At 60.6% G+C, this 18,548-nt stretch carries 12 protein-coding genes and 4 tRNA genes; 10 read left to right on the top strand and 6 right to left on the bottom strand.

Annotated features, from left to right (window positions below; all coding sequences use genetic code 11):
• Positions 1-81 precede the first annotated feature (81 nt).
• Positions 82-1,212 (top strand): PDDEXK family nuclease, encoded by a 1,131-nt coding sequence (locus HMPREF2708_RS04325; RefSeq protein ID WP_070832752.1) that lies wholly within the window; start codon positions 82-84, stop codon positions 1,210-1,212.
• A 626-nt stretch (positions 1,213-1,838) separates the two neighbouring features.
• Here HMPREF2708_RS04325 and HMPREF2708_RS04315 read toward each other — a convergent pair.
• From HMPREF2708_RS04315 to HMPREF2708_RS04305, 3 genes are all read right to left on the bottom strand, one after another.
• Positions 1,839-2,945 carry a glycosyltransferase gene (locus tag HMPREF2708_RS04315; protein WP_070832747.1) on the bottom strand — a complete coding sequence of 369 codons (1,107 nt, stop codon included), beginning with the start codon at positions 2,943-2,945 and terminating at the stop codon, positions 1,839-1,841.
• Positions 2,946-3,109: 164 nt separating this feature from the next.
• Positions 3,110-3,892 (bottom strand): galactan export ABC transporter ATP-binding subunit Wzt/RfbE, encoded by a 783-nt coding sequence (locus tag HMPREF2708_RS04310; RefSeq protein WP_070832743.1) that lies wholly within the window; start codon positions 3,890-3,892, stop codon positions 3,110-3,112.
• Between the two features lie 46 nt (positions 3,893-3,938).
• Complete coding sequence (locus HMPREF2708_RS04305) at positions 3,939-4,907, bottom strand: galactan export ABC transporter permease subunit Wzm/RfbD (RefSeq protein ID WP_083321871.1); 969 nt, start codon at positions 4,905-4,907, stop codon at positions 3,939-3,941.
• 459 nt (positions 4,908-5,366) lie between these two features.
• Here HMPREF2708_RS04305 and HMPREF2708_RS04300 point away from each other — a divergent pair, with 459 nt between their 5' ends.
• Positions 5,367-6,635: an aminotransferase class V-fold PLP-dependent enzyme gene (locus HMPREF2708_RS04300; protein ID WP_070832740.1), complete on the top strand. Its 1,269-nt coding sequence runs from the start codon at positions 5,367-5,369 to the stop codon at positions 6,633-6,635.
• Positions 6,636-6,651: 16 nt separating this feature from the next.
• On the opposite strand, the gene HMPREF2708_RS04295 is transcribed toward HMPREF2708_RS04300, so the two are convergent.
• A complete protein-coding gene (locus HMPREF2708_RS04295) occupies positions 6,652-7,620 on the bottom strand; it encodes an NAD(P)H-quinone oxidoreductase (protein WP_070832737.1) in 969 nt (322 codons plus the stop codon).
• Between the two features lie 197 nt (positions 7,621-7,817).
• Between HMPREF2708_RS04295 and HMPREF2708_RS04290 the strand changes: the two genes are divergently transcribed.
• From HMPREF2708_RS04290 to HMPREF2708_RS04280, 3 genes are all read left to right on the top strand, one after another.
• Positions 7,818-7,902, top strand: a tRNA-Ser gene (locus HMPREF2708_RS04290).
• A gap of 439 nt (positions 7,903-8,341) precedes the next feature.
• Positions 8,342-9,127, top strand: a complete 786-nt coding sequence (locus tag HMPREF2708_RS04285; RefSeq protein WP_070832733.1) for a hypothetical protein — start codon at positions 8,342-8,344, stop codon at positions 9,125-9,127.
• Complete coding sequence (locus HMPREF2708_RS04280; protein WP_246840329.1) at positions 9,120-10,016, top strand: hypothetical protein; 897 nt, start codon at positions 9,120-9,122, stop codon at positions 10,014-10,016. The genes HMPREF2708_RS04285 and HMPREF2708_RS04280 overlap by 8 nt, the downstream gene beginning before the upstream one ends.
• A 14-nt stretch (positions 10,017-10,030) precedes the next feature.
• Here the strand turns inward: HMPREF2708_RS04280 and HMPREF2708_RS04275 are convergent, their stop codons facing one another.
• Positions 10,031-11,170, bottom strand: a complete 1,140-nt coding sequence (locus HMPREF2708_RS04275) for a histidinol-phosphate transaminase (protein WP_070832725.1) — start codon at positions 11,168-11,170, stop codon at positions 10,031-10,033.
• Positions 11,171-11,404: 234 nt separating this feature from the next.
• On the opposite strand from HMPREF2708_RS04275, the gene HMPREF2708_RS04270 reads away from it, so the two are divergent.
• From HMPREF2708_RS04270 to HMPREF2708_RS04250, 5 genes are all read left to right on the top strand, one after another.
• Positions 11,405-11,496, top strand: a tRNA-Ser gene (locus tag HMPREF2708_RS04270).
• Positions 11,497-11,499: 3 nt separating this feature from the next.
• Positions 11,500-11,575 (top strand) — tRNA-Arg (locus HMPREF2708_RS04265).
• Positions 11,576-12,142: 567 nt separating this feature from the next.
• A complete protein-coding gene (locus HMPREF2708_RS04260; RefSeq protein ID WP_070832722.1) occupies positions 12,143-15,814 on the top strand; it encodes a phosphoribosylformylglycinamidine synthase in 3,672 nt (1,223 codons plus the stop codon).
• A gap of 241 nt (positions 15,815-16,055) precedes the next feature.
• Positions 16,056-16,128, top strand: a tRNA-Arg gene (locus tag HMPREF2708_RS04255).
• 526 nt (positions 16,129-16,654) lie between these two features.
• On the top strand, positions 16,655-17,644 hold the full coding sequence (locus HMPREF2708_RS04250; protein ID WP_070832719.1) for an LLM class flavin-dependent oxidoreductase: 990 nt from the start codon (positions 16,655-16,657) through the stop codon (positions 17,642-17,644).
• 47 nt (positions 17,645-17,691) lie between these two features.
• Here the strand turns inward: HMPREF2708_RS04250 and HMPREF2708_RS04245 are convergent, their stop codons facing one another.
• Positions 17,692-18,540: a CoA transferase gene (locus HMPREF2708_RS04245; RefSeq protein ID WP_070832715.1), complete on the bottom strand. Its 849-nt coding sequence runs from the start codon at positions 18,538-18,540 to the stop codon at positions 17,692-17,694.
• Between the last annotated feature and the right edge of the window lie 8 nt (positions 18,541-18,548).

Raw genomic sequence — 18,548 nt, 5'->3', positions numbered from 1 at the left:
TCCAATGCGTGAGTTCCTGTAGTCAGCCTGCAACGAACCTGCAGCCAAAACGCAACCAACCTTAGGGAGTGCCGAACACCAATGCCAACCTGGAATTACGATTCCGATGGCCTCATCCACGCGGCTGCGCAGAAGCAAATCAAGCATCCTTGTGAATATGTCAGTGCCAAGTCAGAGCTGGATAATCTGCACGGCCACGTCGAAAGCACAAGTACTCGAGATAAATCCCTACTCAGACTGGCGCACGGCACCTACATCGAGTGCTCTCGCTGGAATGCGCTGTCAGCATTTGAACGTTTTCAACTGCAGATAAAGGCACTGGTCAAACCAGGATCCGGGACAATCATTACAGGCGAAGCAGCCGCTGCGTTGCATGGCATCCCGTTGCTTGTTCGAAATGCCACAATCGCGCTTGCCAATTCCGGCTTGCGCCGACCTGGCGGCGGATTGCGCCATGTCGGTGGCAAAATTCTCGAACAAGACATCGTTCGCATTGGTGGGCGCTGCGTTACCGATGTGCCGAAAACCGTCATCGATATTTGCCGCACCAGCGAGTCCGAAAACGGGCCAATCGTCGTTGACACCGCACTACGGAAGTGGTGTGACCTCGAAGAATTGCATACAGTCCTCACAAATTACCCACGTTCGCCGGGGACCCGTCGTGCCCGTGAGCTACTTCGAACTGCCAGCGAACACAGCGAAACCATCGGTGAGTCAATCACAAAGAAATGCATAATCGACTCAGGAATTGCCACGCTTTACGACGAAAAATGCGTGCTCATGCAGCAAGTCGAGTTCTATGACAGTGAAGGATTCATTGGGCGCGTCGATTTTTATGTGCCTCATCTGAATTTGATCATTGAGTTCGATGGGCTGACTAAGTATTCCGGTGGCGGGATAGCAGCCACTGAGACTGTACTTCTGGCAGAGCAAGCTCGCGAGAAGCGTCTGAGGAACCTCCACTTAGATGTACTCCGCTTCCAATGGGCACAGGTCATTAATGGGGACTGCGTGGAGGTCTTGCGACAGTTCGCTATTCGGCAGAGGCAGCGCATTCAGGCAGGTGGGTTGGTATTTTCGTCCGAAGTTGGGCGTTTTCGTCAAGCCACTGTCCCGTATAAAGATCGGCAGCTCCGTGAGTCGAGAATCCAGGAGCGTAAGCAGCGTTTGCAGCTTCTGGAAAATGCACCGGCCTCGCGCGACTTCAGCTAAGTTCAGCTGCTGACCTGTTGCTATTGTGCTGACCGGACTTGGAACGATTTCGAGGAGCGATTTCGAGCGGATTGGCTCGGATTTCCAGCGACTTATGGCCAGTTTCACTTCACTCATCGACGGTTTTTCAAGACTCATCGACGCTTTTTGGCCGTCGTGCTCACTTATGGCCAATTTCCTGGAGCTTATCGATGTTTTTCCGGGACTTATGGCCAACTTCCCGCCACCTGTCGATGACTTTTCAGGACTTATGGCCATGCTGTTGGCCTGGCCCGCGCACTTATCGTAGGACTATTCACTTATGCGCAGGCTGTAGCGCATCGATGAGTGAATACCTCATCGAAATGTCAGAGGAAGGGAGGGGAACCAGGGGTTAGGTAACGCTTTTGCGCGCTGAGCACTCGGAATGCGGACTACACGACCCGGGTGAGGCCAAATATGCAGGCCAGCGCAACCCCAGCCTCAGCAAGCCCAGCGCCGCAACCCCAGCCCCAGCGCCGCAACCCCAACGCCAGCGCCGCAACCTCGGCCCCACCAGCCACACCAGCCCCAGCGCCGCAACGCCTGCGCCTCAATGCTTGCGTCCCACCAGCCCCCGCAAGCAACCCCACCAGCCCCAGCCCGAACTACTTCGACTTCGGATCGAAGCGCTCGAAGTTCTCCGCGCGCCCCTGCTTCAAAAGCTTGAACCAGCGGTAGAAGCCGCGGACATCGCGACGCTGGACCAGGAAGAACCAGCCGAAGCGCAGGAACTCCTGTGGCATGAGTTTGCGCATGCCGGGCTGGCTCATCAGGTAGCCGCGGTTGCGGTAGGTGAAGTAGCGCTTGAAGTCATTGGTCGGGTACTGCGTGTGCATCTTGCCACCGAGAATGGGCACAAATTCACCCGAGCCGGAGGGGTGCAGGTAGGCCGTCGTCAAGCATGTGCCGAACCGGAGGCCGGAGCGGACCAGGCGGCGGTGGAATTCGACCTCGTCGCCGCGGATGAACAGGCGGTAGTCGGGAACGCCGAGCTGTTCCAGCGAGCGGGCGCTAAACAGCGCGCCGTTGAACAGGGATGCGATGCCGGGCAGGAGGTCGTGGTTGCCGTCGATGGTCTCGAGGTCGCTAGGCAGTTCGAGCCCGGTCGCAGCCTTCTGATCTGCGAAGTTGGTAAACCACTTCGTGCCCTCGGAGTCGCGTACTTCCGGGAGTTTGGGGTTGATGCCGCTTTCGAAAAGCTCCTCGCGATGACGGCGCCACACCAGCCCGCGGCGCAGGGGGAATGCCAGCTTGTTCGGGGCCTTAATGTCGCAGACCACCGGCGAGACAGCGTCAAGCTGGTGACGTCGCGCGCAGCTGTGCAGCGCCTTCAGCACGTAGGAGTCCTCCGGGCGGCCGTCATCATCGGCGCACCAAATCCACTCCGCGCCCAGCGACAGCGCAGTCAGCATGCCCAGTGCGAAACCACCAGCGCCGCCCAGGTTCGTCTTGGAGCCGAAGTAGTGAATTTCCGGCGCCGATCCGCTTTCCGACGACTGCTGCGCCGCCACCTGCTCAGCGAGCTCCTTGACCTTCGGGTCGTTGCCGTTGTCGACGATGATGAGCCATTTCGGCATGTGGGTCTGGCTGGCAACGATGGGAAGCGATTGACGCAGGTCCTCGATGCGGTTGTGAGTCACGACGATCGCGGCCGTAGCTGCCTCATCGTGCTTTGGGTGGTCAGCCGAGTTTTCGCTCACTTCGTTCTCCATCGGGGACGTACCGTTTATTACTGTTTTTATTGCTGTCTATCTTGCCATGTTGCTTCGGGTGAGCAATTCCAACCATCCGTGCCAACCACCCGCGCCGCCCGCAATCTGTCCGCGAGCCGCCCGCTTGGCCACTATGGACCCGCGCCCAGCTCCCCGCGAAGCTGCTACCGGCGCTGCGCGAGCACGTTGCGCACCTGGTCGGCGGCCTTTTTACCTTCGTAGGCTTCGACCACTTCGTCGACAAGCCCTGCCTGTCGAACCGTACCGTGATCAATCCACAGTGCCGTGTCACACAGCTGCGCCAGGAATTCATTCGAGTGCGACGCAAACACCAGCAGACCGGAGCGGTCGACCAATTCGGTCAACTTCGTCCGGGCCTTCGCCATAAACGCGGCGTCCACGGCTCCGATGCCTTCGTCGAGAAGCAGAATCTCCGGCTCAATGGACGTGACCACACCGAGCGCCAAACGCACGCGCATACCGGTGGAGTAGGTGCGCAGTGGCATGTGCAGGTAATCGCCGAGTTCGGTGAATTCTGCGATTTCGTCGAGCTTGGATTTCATCTGCTTGCGCGTCTGCCCCAGGAACAGGCCACGGATGATGATGTTTTCCAGGCCGGAGATCTCCGGGTCCATGCCGACACCGAGGTCGAACACCGGCGCCACACGCCCGCGCACATTGGCGGCACCGCGCGTGGGCTCATAGATTCCCGACAGTAGTCGCAGCAGCGTGGACTTACCCGCTCCGTTGTGGCCTACCAAGCCGACGCGGTCGCCCTCGCGCAGATGGATGTTGATGTCCTTCAGCGCCTCAATGACCACGACATTGGAGTCATTGCGGCCAATCGCACCACCCGCGGCGCCGAGGAACGCCTTCTTCATCGACCGCGATTTGGCGTCGAAAATGGGGAAGTCAACGCACGCGTTGTAAGTATCAATGCTGACCATGCTTATCCCTTGCTAGTTCTATTCGCTTTACGACGGCCTTTGCGGCCTAAACCCAGTAGCTCACGCGGGAGCGCCACAGGCGCATGGCCCCGAGTGCCAGCAGCAGGCCAACTGCGGTGCAGGCGAGGACGATCCACCAGTGGTAGGTATCCACCGGTTGGCCGGTCAGTGGGGCGCGGATGATTTCCAGGTAGTGGAACAGGGGATTGATCTCTGCGATGCGTGCGCGTTCGGCGACGGCACCGCCCTGTTCCTCCAGTGTCTTGGTGGTCCACACAATCGGAGTCATGTAAAACACCAGCTGAATTAGGGAATCCAGCAGTGGTGCCACGTCGCGGTAGCGCGTAGCGATGATGCCGAAGAACATCGTCACCCACACACCGTTGACCACCAGCAGTGCCATCGCTGGGATGACTAGGAAGAAGTTCCAGCCCAAATCCGGGCGGAAGACCAGCACGAGAATCAGCCAGATCACCATGTTGTGGGCCAGGAAAAGCAACTGACGCCACACCAGCCTGTAGACGTGAACACTCAGCGCACTGGGCAACTGTTTGATGAGGCCTTCGTTTTCAATGAAGACGGTTGCGCCCTCGCGCACGCAGCCGGAGATGAAGCCCCAGATAATCAGACCAACGGTCACGTGCGGCAGGAAGAACGCCAGGTCCTGCTGGAACAGCAGCGAGTACAGCAGGCCGAGAGCCAGGGCCATTGCGCCGGTGGCAATGGTGATCCACAGCGGGCCAAGCGTGGAGCGACGGTACCGCTGCTTGATGTCCTGCCAGCCCAGTTGCAGCCACAGTTCGCGCTGGCCAAAGCCGGTAGCCAAATCCCGCCAGGCAGCGCCCATGGTACGGGAACGCGACTTGAAAGCCGGTGCCTCACCCGTTGCGTCAACCATTCGCGCAATGTCGCGGCGGAGGGTTTCCTCCGTGCGGATAGCGGAGCCATTGCGCACAGTATCGGCAGACTGGTCGGCGGCGTCTGCGGATTGGCAATCATTTTCTGCGTTAGTCACGTCTCCAAACTACTAGCAAGGGCGGATTAGATTGAATACCGACAGCGCCGGGCGAGCCATTATTCCACGTCGTAACGGCGAACAACGGTCGCGTGGGATGGTCGTCATTGGTGGTTACGTGGTGCTTCTGAGGCTGGTTCCACAACTGGTTATGTGACTCTGGAAAACTTACATACAATCGCCGCTGTAACTGCTTTATGGCCTGCGGCTGGTGCATATAGTTCACGCATCGGGAGTGCTTGCGCATGGCTGCAGGCAGGAAAAGTTCAGCCAATTTTAAGCAACTACTAAAAAGGGATAAAGATTATCCTATAGGGGGTTGCTTCGATAGAATTGGCTCCAACTAAGATGGGCAAGCGATACACGGTTCGAGGCATGGACACTCGATTCGTGGGTGATTGCACGGTTAATTCTGAAATAGATATCGCAGCTTGAATTCGAAACCGGGAAAGGGTTTTCATGGCCTTCGATGTGCCTACAACCAGGGGTGCTTACTCGTCGCTTTCCGACGGGTGGGCATACCTCAATGCGGGTCAACGCACCCAGGTGCCCGAACGTGTTCAGGCTGCGATGATCTCTGCATTTCGCAACGCGCAGAAGTCCCTTCCGGGTGAGACCGGGGCGGGGGCTCATGGTCAGTCGCGTAGCTCGGGTGTTCCCGCTGCAGCGGAACTGACCGCCAGTGCGCGCCGGGCTTTTGCAGACCTCACTGGCGGTCCGGTCGCCGGTGTGGTGTTGGGATCTTCGCGTGAGGTGCTCATGGAGCAGTTCACCTCCGCAATGAGTCGACGCTTGACGCTCGGCTCTAATCTGGTGATTTCTCGCATCGGTTCGCAGGTCGTACACGCACCACTACGCCGAGCAGCCAATCTCTACGGGGCTAATGTCCGCATTGCTGAGGCCGACTTGTCCTCGGGTACGTTGCCGTCCTGGCAGTTCGACGAACTTGTAGACGAGCACACTCGCCTCGTTGTCGTCCCGGCCGCGGATCCGTTCGTTGGCACCATTGCGCCGGTAGCTGACATTTCTCGGCGGGTGCATGAGCACTCCAACGCCTGGGTGTTGGTCGACGCCTCGGATATTGTCGCCTACCGCGACGTGTCGATGAGCAAGCTGGGCGCCGACATCATGCTGGTTGACGCCTCCGTGCTGGGCGGGCCTGAGGTCGCGGCTTTGGTGTTCAAGGATCCTGAGATGTTCGAGCGCATGACGTCGTTAAGCTATGTGCCGAATGCGCGCGGCGTCGAGCGGATGGAGGTTTCCCCGGTGTCGCCGGCACTGCTCGGTGGGGTGTCGGAATCGGTGCTGCACCTGGCATCGCTGGATAGCACGGCGAGGGGGTCGCGTAGGCACCGCATTGAAACGGCGATGCCGCAGGTTTCTCGCTACTTGACGACGTTGTCGGAGCGCCTGATTGCGGCGCTGATGACCCTGCCGCGGGTGTACATCATCGGCATGGATACCGAAGATGATTCTTTCGCGAGTGTGTCGCGGGCACAGCACATTCCGCGCGTTAGCTTCCTCGTCGATGGGGTGTCGGCGAAGGTGGTCGTGGACAGGCTGCTGGATAATGGCCTGGTGACCAGCATTGTTGATGCATACGAATCGCCACTGCTGGAGGCCATGGGCATCGCTGAGGCTGGAGGTGCCGTGGGAGTCGGCCTCCAGCCGTTCAATACGCCGCACGACATTGACCAGCTCGTGCGCGCAGTTGCCTCGCTCGGTTAACTAGGCGGTCAGCTAACTAGACGGTCAGCACAATCTTGCCGCTGACCGCGCCACTGTCGAGCAGTTCGTGGGCCTTGGCCGCGTCGCGCATATCCATGACCTCATGAATTTGAGGGGTGACGGTGCCGTCGGCAAGCATTGGCCAAACGGTGTCCTCTGTGGCGTTGACGATGCGAGCCTTATCAGCTAGATCGCGGTAGCGCAGGCCGGTGGCGGTAATGGAGCCGCGCTTGCTCAGCAGGCGGCCGATGTTGAGTTCCCCCTTTACGCCGCCCTGCATGCCGATGATGACCAGGTGGCCGTCCTTCGCCAGGGCCTTGACGTTTCGGTCGAGGTACTTTGCGCCCATGATGTCCAGAATGACATTGGCGCCGCCCTCAGCTGCGACGATTTCCTCGAAGTCCTCTTCTTTGTAATTGATGAGGATGTCGGCGCCGAGCTCTTTGCACTTAGCCAGCTTCTCCGCTGAACCGGCTGTGACTGCGACGCGAGCGCCGAGCCGCTTGGCCATCTGAATAGCGAAAGCGCCGATGCCGCCCGCGCCACCGTGAACCAGTAGTAGATCGCCTTCCTTGAGGCCAGCAATCATCACGACATTCGAGAACACCGTGCAGGCAACCTCGACGATAGATGCGGCCTCGGTGAAGGAGCAGCCATGTGGCAGTGGGAGAATCTGGCCGGCCGGGACTGCGACCTTTTCGGCGTAAGCGCCACCGGAGAGAAGGCAGCAGACCTCGTCGCCGACTTTCCAGCCCTGAGAGTCGCCCTTGACCTCTTCAATGACACCCGCGCACTCCAGGCCGAGGGTGTCGGTCACGCCTTTCGGTGGCGGGTAGTGGCCAGCGGCCTGCAGCAGGTCAGCGCGGTTTACGCCAGCGGCTTTGACCTTGACCAGCACCTGCCCATCCTCGAGAGTCGGTTCCGGAGCATCGGCCCATTCCAGGGCGCGGGGGTTGGAAAGATCAGTCTGAATGATTGCCTTCATAGTCTTCAAAGGTAATGCAAAAACTGGTTATGCACGCGGTATTTCAAGCTCTTTTGCAATTAGCAAAAATAGTTATGTCTGTAGAGGTGGATGCTTGGGGCGTGGTTTCAGATGAGGGGCTAGTGAAAGGTGCTGGCAAGGGGTGTTATGAGGGCGTTTGCTGCCTCACGGCGGTATGCGGTTATGATGTTGTCGTTGGAAGTATGGCAGAGCGGCCGAATGCACTGGTCTTGAAAACCAGCGAGGGTCACACCTCCGGGGGTTCAAATCCCCCTGCTTCCGCAGTTGGAAACCCTCGGTAGTTGTTCTACCGGGGGTTTCTTTATTTGTCGTAAAAGTTGGGGTATGTGGTGGGGTCAGCGACGGCAACTCGTACCGCACGTAACCGCGGTATTGCGCGCATTGCTGCATTCTCTCCGGCCGCAGGTATGACATGCGCGGACATGTGCGGGATTCGGCAGTATCGCACATGCTCAGGAACTGGTGGTCGATGACACCATCACCAAGGGGGTGCCGACGCGATTGCCGACGGTTCGTTGAATACAGGAACTGAAATCCACTTCAACCCGGGGCACTCGGTGGAAAAGCTGCATGACATGGACCCGAAATCGTTGTGACCTGAAACAGTACGGGAGGATTGCCAAAACCGGTAAGCTCGGTCTTGCTGTAATACAAACTCAGCGTCATACTGGCTGACGGCATTGAGGGAAAAGGTCGAACAATGGCAACGAATCGGAGCAACCACTCGGATGACTCGTTCGGTGAGTGGAGCATAAATCCGTACACGTCAGGTGACCAACCCTCCGCAGATACGCCGGCAAATGCGTGGAGCGCTGTGGATGGGGCACAGTGGGAGCAGCCTGAGGGGCAAACGCAGGACCATCAGTCCCAGCAGCCGCCCCAGAACCAGCAAACCCAGTATCTGCAGCAGCAGTATCCACAGTCCCAGCAGCCTGAACCATACCGCCCCGCCCCCTATGTCCCCGGTCCGCAAACTGGCCCGGCTGCTGCGCCGAGCAATGACAATAAGGGGCTGACCATCGCGGTTATTGTCCTGGCACTCATTGCGGTTGCCCTCCTCGTCGGCGCAATGGCCTTCTTCTACTTCTCGGATTCGAAGGGAGTGAATTCGGCCGGCAGCAATTCATCGCAGTCGGTTCAGTCCGCTAGTACTGAGGATTCCTCCACGTCGTCGACCGCTGAGCAGAAGCGTCGCGCTGAGGGGTTCCAGCCGCCATCGAGTTGGCGCCACTGCTCCGGCTCGGGTGATCCGGGTGATTTGAACTTGGTATATGCAGAAAATGTCGGAGGTAACACGACAACCTGTCAGTTTGCCACCAACGTGCGCAATTCCTTCGTTGAGCAGTACCAACTTACGAAGAAGCTCAACGGTACTGTCACCGCTAGCAGCCCAACAACTGGCAAGACTTACACCATGACCTGCCGCGATAACGGTGAGGTTGTCACTTGCACCGGCGGTACGAATGCGACGGTGCACATTGTCTAAACGTCTCCGAGTAGCTCTGGCCGCAACCGCCGTCGTCACGCTCGGTCTTAGCGCCTGCACCATCGGCACCGACTCCGACTCGTCGATGCCCTCGCCGACGCCGTCCAATTCGCTTGGCGACGGCCCCGGAGGCGCATCCTCCGGCGGGAAAGTTGTGCCCGGCGAGATGCCTCGCGAAGTTGTCGAGGCCGTGAAGTCCGCGCAAAAGGAATTCGGTGGTTTGGCCGGCGCCGCTCTGGCAACGCCGGATAAAGATTCCGAAGTGGTTTCCACGGGGGATTTCAAAACTGGTCCGGCCTGGTCTACCTCCAAGGTGCCAATCGCAGTGGCTTATGTGCGCCAAATGGGCGTGGACGCGCAGGTGGAATCTGCAATCACGGTTTCCGACAACGACGCGGCTGAGTCCATGTGGTACTCCCTGGGCGATGACGCGACCGCAGGCGCGACCACCAATAAAATCCTTCGAGAGGGCCACGACGCCCGCACCGTCATGGGCACTGACCGCATCCGCGCGGAATACACCGTCTTCGGACAGACGCAGTGGGATTTGCGCGACCAAGCCGTTTTCGGCGCCAATTTGCAGTGCATCGAGGCGGGCCCAAAGGTTGCTGACCTCATGGGGCAGATTGCCGACGAGCAGTCCTACGGCCTCGGACGCATCCGCGGTGCCCACTTCAAGGGCGGTTGGGGCCCCGATGATGAAGGCGTCTACCTTGTGCGGCAGTTCGGCTATCTGCCGGGCAAGAAGCCGGGCACCTTCGTTGGTGTTGCTATCGCAGCCCAGCCTGACGACGGCACCTATGAGACCGGCCAGCAAATGCTCGACCGCATCGCAAAGGCGATTGAGCGCAGTGGTGGCGCGACCACTGGCCGCGCTGGCACCTGCTAGCTGAGCGATAGCTGCTAGTGCTCAATTCCTAGCGCAGCCAGCAGCTGCGAGGTCTCTTCCTCAGTAGTGATGGTGATGCGAGCACCTTCGCCGGCAAAGCAGCGGATGAGAATGTTGCGCTGCGCCAAGAAGTCACCGAGATCGGTGGTGGTGGCCACCGAGACGTCGTCAAGCAAAGAGAGATCGGCAATCCGATCCTCACCGATCCAAATGAAGTTGGCCTGCGAGTTCGGCAGCACCGTCTCGCGGCCGGTGGCGGCATTGATGGCCTCGGTGACGGCGACGCGCTGTGCGCGGACCTCGGCGATGCGGGCGGTGAGCTCTTCCTGTGCGTCCAGCGAGCTGAGCGCGGCGATCTGCGCGAGAGTGTTTACGGAGAAGGGGATAGCGACCTTATTCACGGCCTCCACAAGCTGCGCCGCGCCGAACATGTAGCCCACGCGGAGCCCGGCCAGGCCGTAGACCTTGGAGAATGTGCGCAAGCCAACCAGGTTGGGGTAGGTATCCAGCAGCTCATGAGCCAACGGGGTAGCGGCGTGAGTGGCCTCGTCCACCAACTCGATGTAGGCCTCGTCGAGAGCAACCACAACATCGCCCGGAACCTGCGCCATAAACTCCGCGAATGCCTCGCGAGTGACGGTCGTGCCCGTTGGGTTGTTGGGATTACAGACGAAAACCAGACGAGTGCGGTCGGTGATAGCGGCGGCCATTTCTGAGAGATCATTACAACCCTGCGCATCCAGCGGCACCGGCACCGGAGTAGCCCCGGCGACGCGAGCGAGAATGGGGTAGGCCTCGAAGCTGCGCCACGGGAACACGACCTCATCCCCATCCGCACAGGTGGCCTGCACAAGTTGCAGGCACAGAGCGGAGGAGCCGCAGCCGACCGCGACCTGCTCCATGGGCAGGCCCAGGTGTTCGCCGAGCTTAATGCGCAGGTCAACTGCGCCCATGTCCGGGTAGCGATTCGGACTGGTAGTTGGGTCAGAGATGGTCTGCGAGATGGCCTCCACCACCGAGGGCAGCGGCGGTTGGGTCATTTCATTGGACGCAATCTTCAGCGCGCCGGGCACAGCCTTGCCCGGAACATAGGCCGGAACCTGTTCGAGGTCGGCACGGGTTTTGGGCTGAACTGAAGATGCATCGTTGGTCATAGGCCTAACTGTAGAACATGGTCCGGATTGGGCAGTACAGAATCCCTGCAAAATCCCAAGGTGTGGTCGTTATTTGTGGCGCCGTATTTGGTGGCTTCGCGGGTGTTTTGCTTTTCAATTCTTGTGTTCTGTAGGATTGGCTGCGGTTATTTGGTCTCGTCGACGCAATGGCGAACGCAATGCTCATGCAATGGCGAACAGCCTTGCTGAAGCGGGATCGATGCCAGTGGTTTTGGAGGCGTGCCAGAGCGGCCGAATGGGGCTCCCTGCTAAGGAGTTGCCTGTCTTGCGACGGGCCGGAGGTTCGAATCCTCTCGCCTCCGCCACACGCGCCCGTAGCTCAACGGATAGAGCATCTGACTACGGATCAGAAGGTTAGGGGTTCGAATCCCTTCGGGCGCACCATGCAGACCCGCACCTTGTAGGTGCGGGTCTTTTGTTTTTATTACCTGGCAGTGCAGCGCGAGCCGAGGCATTGCGGGGCGGGGCAGCGCGGTCCTTCACTTGTGGCCAGGGTTCGGTCACTTATCGATGGTTTCTCGTGACCTGTCGATGGTTTTGCGCCACTTATGCGCGCGCTGTGGGTGCTACGTGTGCACTTGTCGATGCGCTGTTCACTTGTGGCCAGGCTATAGCGAATCGATGGGTGAACTATGCATCGATAAGACAACGAACCAGCTCCCTTGCTTCAGCAACGCGCAGCAACAGGTAGCAACGTGCAACAACAGGCACCAACCCGGACCTGCCGCCCGACTCACCACCTCCCTGAGCCGCCACGGCCGTACCTCCAACACCCCCGCGCAGCCTTTGCCTGGCCGAATCCGATTAGCCTGGCCTTGTACTTGGTCAATCGGGGCTTCCGCCCCGCGCCGCCCCGCGCCGCCTCGCACACCGGGGAACATTTTCCTATCCTGAACAGTTGCAATAGACTTAGACCCCGGTTGCCCTCCCCGTATTTCGATAGGAGCCTTGATGGACGCCCGTCTAGCCGTTCGCCGTAAGCCCGAGTTCCGCAATGAGGAAGCTACGCTGCTGTCCTCGATCGGCCAGGACGGCGAGGTAGCAATCTACTATCTCTACGATGCTTTCGATGCGACGGAGGAGGACCTCGTTGCGCTGCGGGAGTCGGTAGTTGCTGATTCGCGTGTCGACGAGCTGGTCGAGCTCCCGGCCCCTGCCGAGCTGGGGAACTACCTTGCTGTCGAGCCTCTTCCTGGCCAGTACGACCAGCGTGCCGATGCCGCCGAGCAGGCCCTGCGTCTACTCCGCCCGGAAACGCAGGCGCAGATCACCTCGGCAACACTGTATGTTTTCAACGCTCCGGTGAATGACGCCGTACGCTCCTTCCTCATTAACCCGGTCGAGTCGGGGGAGAAGAACCTGAACGTCCTGCGCCGTCCGAGCATGGGCGAGATTGAGCCGCTGAAGGAGTACCCGGGCTTCACCGAGCTGGATGACGAAGGCCTGACCGAGCTGCTCGCAGCCGATGGCATGGCCATGTCGCTGGCCGATCTGAAGACCATCCAGGATTACTTCCGCTCCGAGGGCCGCACTCCGACCGAGGTGGAGCTGTCCGCGCTGGATACCTACTGGTCAGACCACTGCCGCCACACCACCTTCAACACCGAGCTGACCTCCATCGAGAACAACGAGCCGCGCTTTGCCGCGCAGTTGGATCGCGCGCTGCGTCGCTACGACGAGCTGCGTGAACTCAACGGCCGCACTCACAAGCCACGCACCCTGATGGACATGGGCACCATCATGGGCCGCGAACTGCGCCGCACGGGCGTTATGGATGACCAGGAAGTCTCCGAGGAAATCAACGCCTGCTCCGTCTACGTCGACGTCGAGGGCGATGACCGCAAGTGGCTGCTCATGTTCAAGAACGAGACCCACAACCACCCGACCGAGATTGAGCCGTTCGGTGGTGCCTCCACCTGTCTCGGTGGCGCAATCCGTGACCCGCTGTCAGGCCGTTCCTGGGTCTACCAGGCCATGCGTCTGTCCGGCGCAGGTGACATCAACACCCCGCGTGAGCAGACCCTCGAAGGCAAGCTGCCGCAGCGCGACATCTCTTCCCGCGCCGCAGCCGGCTACTCCTCCTACGGCAACCAGATCGGTCTGGCCACCACTGGTGTGCGCGAGCTGGTCCACCCGGGATACGTCGCTAAGCGAATGGAACTCGGTGCCGTCGTTGCGGCTGCCCCGGCAGACAACGTCAAGCGCCTCGAACCTGCGCTGGGCGATGTGGTGATTATGCTCGGCGGTCGTACTGGCCGTGACGGCGTCGGCGGTGCGACCGGTTCGTCGAAGGCTCACGATGAGGAATCGCTGGGCCGCTCCGGCGCCGAGGTACAGAAGGGTAACCCGGTCAACGAGCGCAAGATTCAGCGCCTGTTCCGCCGCGAGGACGTCGCCACCAAGATCGTCCGCTGTAATGACTTCGGCGCTGGCGGCGTGTCCGTTGCGGTCGGTGAGCTGGCTGACTCCATCGACATTCACCTCGAGCGCGTGCCACTGAAGTACGCCGGTCTGAATGCCCGCGAGATTGCAATTTCCGAGTCCCAGGAGCGCATGGCGCTGGTCGTCCGCCCAGAGGACGCCGACTTCATCATCGCCGCCGCTGCCGAGGAGAACATTGAGGCCGTCGCGCTGGCCGACATCACCGACACTGGCCGTCTGCGCATGTTCATGGGCGACGAGGTTGTCTTCGACCTCTCCCGTGAGTTCATCGACACCAACGGCGCTGACCGCGCCCAGAACGTCGAGATGGTTGCTGCGGAGGGCGGCGTCGTAAAGCAGGCACCGGCGAGCGTGCTGGAGTCGCTGCGTGCGGCGACGGCGGGCTCCCAGGAGGGCATGATCGAGCAGTTCGACTCGACCGTCGGCCGCTCCACCGTGCTCATGCCGTACGGTGGTGCGACGCAGAAGACCGACGAGCAGGCGTCGATCCAGACGCTGCCGGTCGATGGCGGCACGACCACCGCGTCCGTCATGACTTGGGGTTACTCGCCATCGCTTGCCGACGAGTCCCCGTACCTCATGGGCTCCTACTCCGTCGTGGAGGCACTGGCTAAGCTCGCAGCGGCCGGTGGCGATCCGCGCGGTGCCTGGCTGAGTGTGCAGGAGTACTTCCAGCGCCTGGACCAGGATCCGCAGCGCTGGGGCGAGGTTGCGCAGGCTCTGCTCGGTCTGCTCGAGGCTCAGGATGGCTTCCAGGTTGCGGCCATTGGCGGTAAGGACTCCATGTCCGGCACCTACGGTGAGGATCTGCACGTGCCGGCGACGCTGGTGACCTTTGCGGTTGCCGCGATGGACGAGACCGACGCCGTATCCGCTGCAATCCCGGCCGGTAACTTCGACCTCTACCTGTTTGCGCACAAGCCGCTCGAGTCCGGGGAACCGAACTACGAGCAGCTCAACGAACTGTTTGCTGCTGTGCGTGAGCTGCGTCCGGCTGCGGCCTCGGCTGTTACCAACGCGGATCTGGCCGCGACTCTGGTCAACATGGCTGTGGGCAATGGCGTGGGCCTGGAGGCATCGCTGCCGGAAGCTCCGCTGGGTTCCATCGTTGTGGCTGTTCCGGCTGGTCAGGCTGTTGAGGGTGCTGTTGCGGGGGCCGTGAAGATCGGTGCCACCGACGAGTCGGGCACGCTGCGCTTCGGTGCGGAGTCCTTCACTGTTTCGGAGGCCCTGGAGGCGATGGAGTCCGGTTACCGCGAGGTCTTCCCGCCCAATGAGTACGAGGGCGAGCCCCTGCCGGAGTTCGCTAACCAGGTCAACGAGAACGAAACCGACCTGCAGAGCCCGGGCAAGAAGGATGTCCACGTACTGCTGCCGGTCTTCCCGGGTACCAACTCCGAATACGACATGGCCGAGGCATTCGTCGCAGCTGGTGCTACCTACGAGTTCCACGTAATCCGCAACCTGACTCCGGCAATGCTGGCGGAGGACACGAAGGCGTTCATCGAGAAGCTTCAGGACGCCGACATCCTGGCGTTCTCCGGTGGCTTCTCCCTGGGTGATGAGCCGGACGGATCCGCTAAGTTCATCGCCGCGTTCCTGCGTTCCGACGACGTCGCAGCCGCCGTCAAGGAGTTCGTGGCCGGAAACGGTCTTGTGCTCGGTATTTGTAACGGTTTCCAGGCGCTGGTCAAGTCCGGTTTCCTGCCATACGGTGACCCGGCGCAGCTCCGTGAGGATTCGCCGACCCTGGCCCACAACCGCCAGCTGCGTCACGTTTCCCGTATCGCTACCACTCGCGTGGCTACCGTGGATTCCCCGTGGCTGCGCGGTTTTGAGCCAGGCCAGACCCACCTCATGCCGGTTTCTCACGGTGAGGGCCGTTTCGTGGTTTCCGAGGACGAGGCTCGCCGCCTGTTCGAGGCCGGTCAGGTCGCTTTCCAGTACGTCGATACCGATGGTGATGCCGAGGGTGGTGCCGAGGGCGTGCCGACGATGGCAGCGCCAGCCAACCCGAACGGTTCTTCTTATGCCATTGAGGGCATTGTTAGTGCCGACGGCAGGATCCTGGGCAAGATGGGCCACCCGGAGCGTTTCCGCGAGGGTCTGATGCGCAATATTCCGGGCATTGGTGAGCAGGACATCTTCGGCAACGCTGTCCGCTGGGTCCGCGGCGAGTAGTTCCTCGGTTTCTCCGGTCCTCGCTGGTGCTGGCCTCCGGGGGCCGGTTAGACCGGGGTAACCGCAACGAAACCTGTTGTTAATGTGCAACGAATATGTACTTGAAGAATATGTACTTGAATAAGCGCCCAAAAAGGTTGCTTGAACAGGCGATTTTGTAAAACTTCGCAGGATGAGTAAAGTATCTATTCGTTGCAGGGACCGAGGGAATTACCCCAGAGTCGCTGAATAACAACAAAATGCGCCCGTAGCTCAACGGATAGAGCATCTGACTACGGATCAGAAGGTTAGGGGTTCGAATCCCTTCGGGCGCACAAAGCAGACCCGCACTGATAAGGTGCGGGTCTTTTTGTCTGCCCGACTTGTCGATGGTTTTCCGGCACTTATGCGCGCGGTATTGGCTCTGCCTGCGCTCATGTCGATGAGCTATTCACTTGTGGCCAGGCTATAGCTCATCGATATGTGAATATCTCATCGACAGGTGAGGGGCGGAATTGACAGGTGAGGGGCGGAGCGGAGAATCAAGCAGGGAACTAGAATATCCGTGCCTTTTCGTAAGCGAAGTCGACACGAAGTCCGCATTTCCATCCACCCGCATCCGCCCACCCGCGCCCGCAAACCGCCACCCGCAAACTGCCGCCCGCAAACCGCACCCGCAAACCGCCACCGCCACCCGCGCCCGCAAACCGCCACCTGCACCCATGAGCCCGTCCACCCACGAGCCACCCTCAAACCTCCAAACCCCAAAACGCCAAATCTCAAACCCCCAAACCCCAACGCCTCAGTATTCGAAACATCTCAAACTCGCAATATCTGCCTAACGGTCTAGACTGTGGAACCATGATTCGTACTGAGTCCATTCTTGACCTTGCTACCGTAGCCTCGGGGCAGTCCCACGCTGACGCACTGCAAGGCTCCATTGATTTGGCGCAGACAGCGGAAAAGGCCGGTTATCAGCGTATTTGGTACGCAGAGCACCACAATATGAACTCCATCGCGTCCTCGTCGCCGGCCGTTCTTATCGCAGCCGTGGCTGCAAAAACCGAGAGCATCATCCTCGGTTCCGGCGGCGTCATGCTGCCGAATCATGCACCGCTGACGGTCGCGGAGCAGTTCGGAACGCTCGCGAATCTGTACCCGGATCGCATCGAGCTGGGGCTTGGCCGCGCGCCGGGCACTGACCAGGCCACTATGCGTGCGCTGCGTCGTGACCCGCGCTCTTCCGATTCCTTCCCGCAGGATGTGCAGGAGCTGCGCGGTTACCTCTCCGACGAGTCGCTGATCAAGGGCATCAACGCGATTCCGGGCCGCGGCACCCACGTGCCGCTGTACATCCTGGGCTCCTCGCTCTTTGGTGCTCAGCTCGCGGCGGCGCTCGGCTTGCCGTACGCATTTGCTTCACACTTCGCGCCGGACGCGCTTCTCGACGCCATCGCGGTCTACCGCGAGCAGTTCCAGCCTTCTGAGCAGCTGGATAAGCCGTACGCTTTTGCGGCCATGAATGTGATTGCGTCGGAAAGCGAAGAGGACGCGCAGCAGCAGTACTTCGCTACCCGCAGGAATATGGTTCGGCGGTTCCTCAGCCGTGGTGGGCATCACCTCACTGACGATGAGGCGGAGATTCTGATGGATACCCCGCAGGGGCGCCAGGTGCAGAATATGTTCCGTCATACGGCAGTCGGCACGGTGGCGCAGGTGCGTGAGCAGATTGCGCAGTTCGGTGAGTACTCGACGGCGGATGAGCTGATCGTGGCTCATCAGTCGTTGAAGGTTCCTGACCGACTGCGTTCGGTGGAGCTCACCGCCGAGGCCGCGGGGCTGACCGCGTAAGGCTCCAGGCCCCGGCACCCCGAGGCGCGTGGCGTTGAGTTTTCCGCTTACTCCACCGCAGCCAGTGGCAGCGCCTTTTCGCTGGCAAACTGCATGATTTCGGCATTGGTGCGCTCGCTGAGGAAGGCTGCGAGTTCCTCGCGGTTGCTCGCGCCAGTGGCCTCGGTCAGGGCGGCGGCAAAGTGCGGCTCCAGCGCTGCCACGGCCACGTAGCCGTCGGCGCTGGGGTAGAGGCCGTACGTCCACAGGCCGCCACCGAGTAGTCCGCCGGGCGCCGTCATGCCGTACTTCAGCGACGCGGCACCGGCCTCACCAGCCTGCTTCAGGCCGATGCGGCAGTGCAGTCCAGGCTGCTTTACGACGTCCGCCCCAGCACCCGCCCGCTTAATCAACCCGGCAAGGGCAGCGGTGACCGCAAAGTGTGCGCCCAGAATGTCGCCCAACAGCACCGGCGGCATGGCCGGAGGCGTGAGGGTTCCGGCCTCCGCCTGGTAGGTCAGGTCATGGCCAGGTGTTTCTGGAGCTTCGGTATCACCGACAATGTCGATATGTACCGGTCCATTCGGGCGCTCGTGGAGACCCGCCAGCCCCATGCGTTCCAGCGCGGAGGGGCGAACCGAGGTGATGACCACATCGGCCTCATCGATCAGTGAGCTCAGCTGTGCGCGGCCCTCATCGCTCTTCAGATCCGCCTGGATAATCTCGTGACCTGCGGACATAGCTTCATACCAAGGGCGGCCGAAGGAACCGAGCGGGTCGCCTGTGGGCGGTTCGACCTTAATCACCCGGGCGCCTAGCTGGCCCAAGTGCTGAGCGGCCAGTGGTCCCGGAACGTTAATGGCGAAGTTGACGACAGTGATGCCTGCGAGGCTGGTGTGCAGCTCGGGGGAAAACATAGTTCCAC

This window comes from Corynebacterium sp. HMSC073H12, from assembly GCF_001837775.1.
GTDB lineage: Bacteria > Actinomycetota > Actinomycetes > Mycobacteriales > Mycobacteriaceae > Corynebacterium > Corynebacterium amycolatum.
Note: the sequence above shows the minus strand (reverse complement) of the source record. Positions and strands in the feature narration are given on the sequence as shown.

Bases quoted from the DNA above. Each gene is read 5' to 3' on its own strand.
- HMPREF2708_RS04325 (WP_070832752.1), top strand. From the start codon at position 82: ATGCCAACCTGGAATTACGATTCCGATGGCCTCATCCACGCGGCTGCG.
- HMPREF2708_RS04315 (WP_070832747.1), bottom strand. From the start codon at position 2,945: ATGGAGAACGAAGTGAGCGAAAACTCGGCTGACCACCCAAAGCACGAT.
- HMPREF2708_RS04310 (WP_070832743.1), bottom strand. From the start codon at position 3,892: ATGGTCAGCATTGATACTTACAACGCGTGCGTTGACTTCCCCATTTTC.
- HMPREF2708_RS04300 (WP_070832740.1), top strand. From the start codon at position 5,367: ATGGCCTTCGATGTGCCTACAACCAGGGGTGCTTACTCGTCGCTTTCC.
- HMPREF2708_RS04295 (WP_070832737.1), bottom strand. From the start codon at position 7,620: ATGAAGGCAATCATTCAGACTGATCTTTCCAACCCCCGCGCCCTGGAA.
- HMPREF2708_RS04285 (WP_070832733.1), top strand. From the start codon at position 8,342: ATGGCAACGAATCGGAGCAACCACTCGGATGACTCGTTCGGTGAGTGG.
- HMPREF2708_RS04275 (WP_070832725.1), bottom strand. From the start codon at position 11,170: ATGACCAACGATGCATCTTCAGTTCAGCCCAAAACCCGTGCCGACCTC.
- HMPREF2708_RS04260 (WP_070832722.1), top strand. From the start codon at position 12,143: ATGGACGCCCGTCTAGCCGTTCGCCGTAAGCCCGAGTTCCGCAATGAG.
- HMPREF2708_RS04250 (WP_070832719.1), top strand. From the start codon at position 16,655: ATGATTCGTACTGAGTCCATTCTTGACCTTGCTACCGTAGCCTCGGGG.
- HMPREF2708_RS04245 (WP_070832715.1), bottom strand. From the start codon at position 18,540: ATGTTTTCCCCCGAGCTGCACACCAGCCTCGCAGGCATCACTGTCGTC.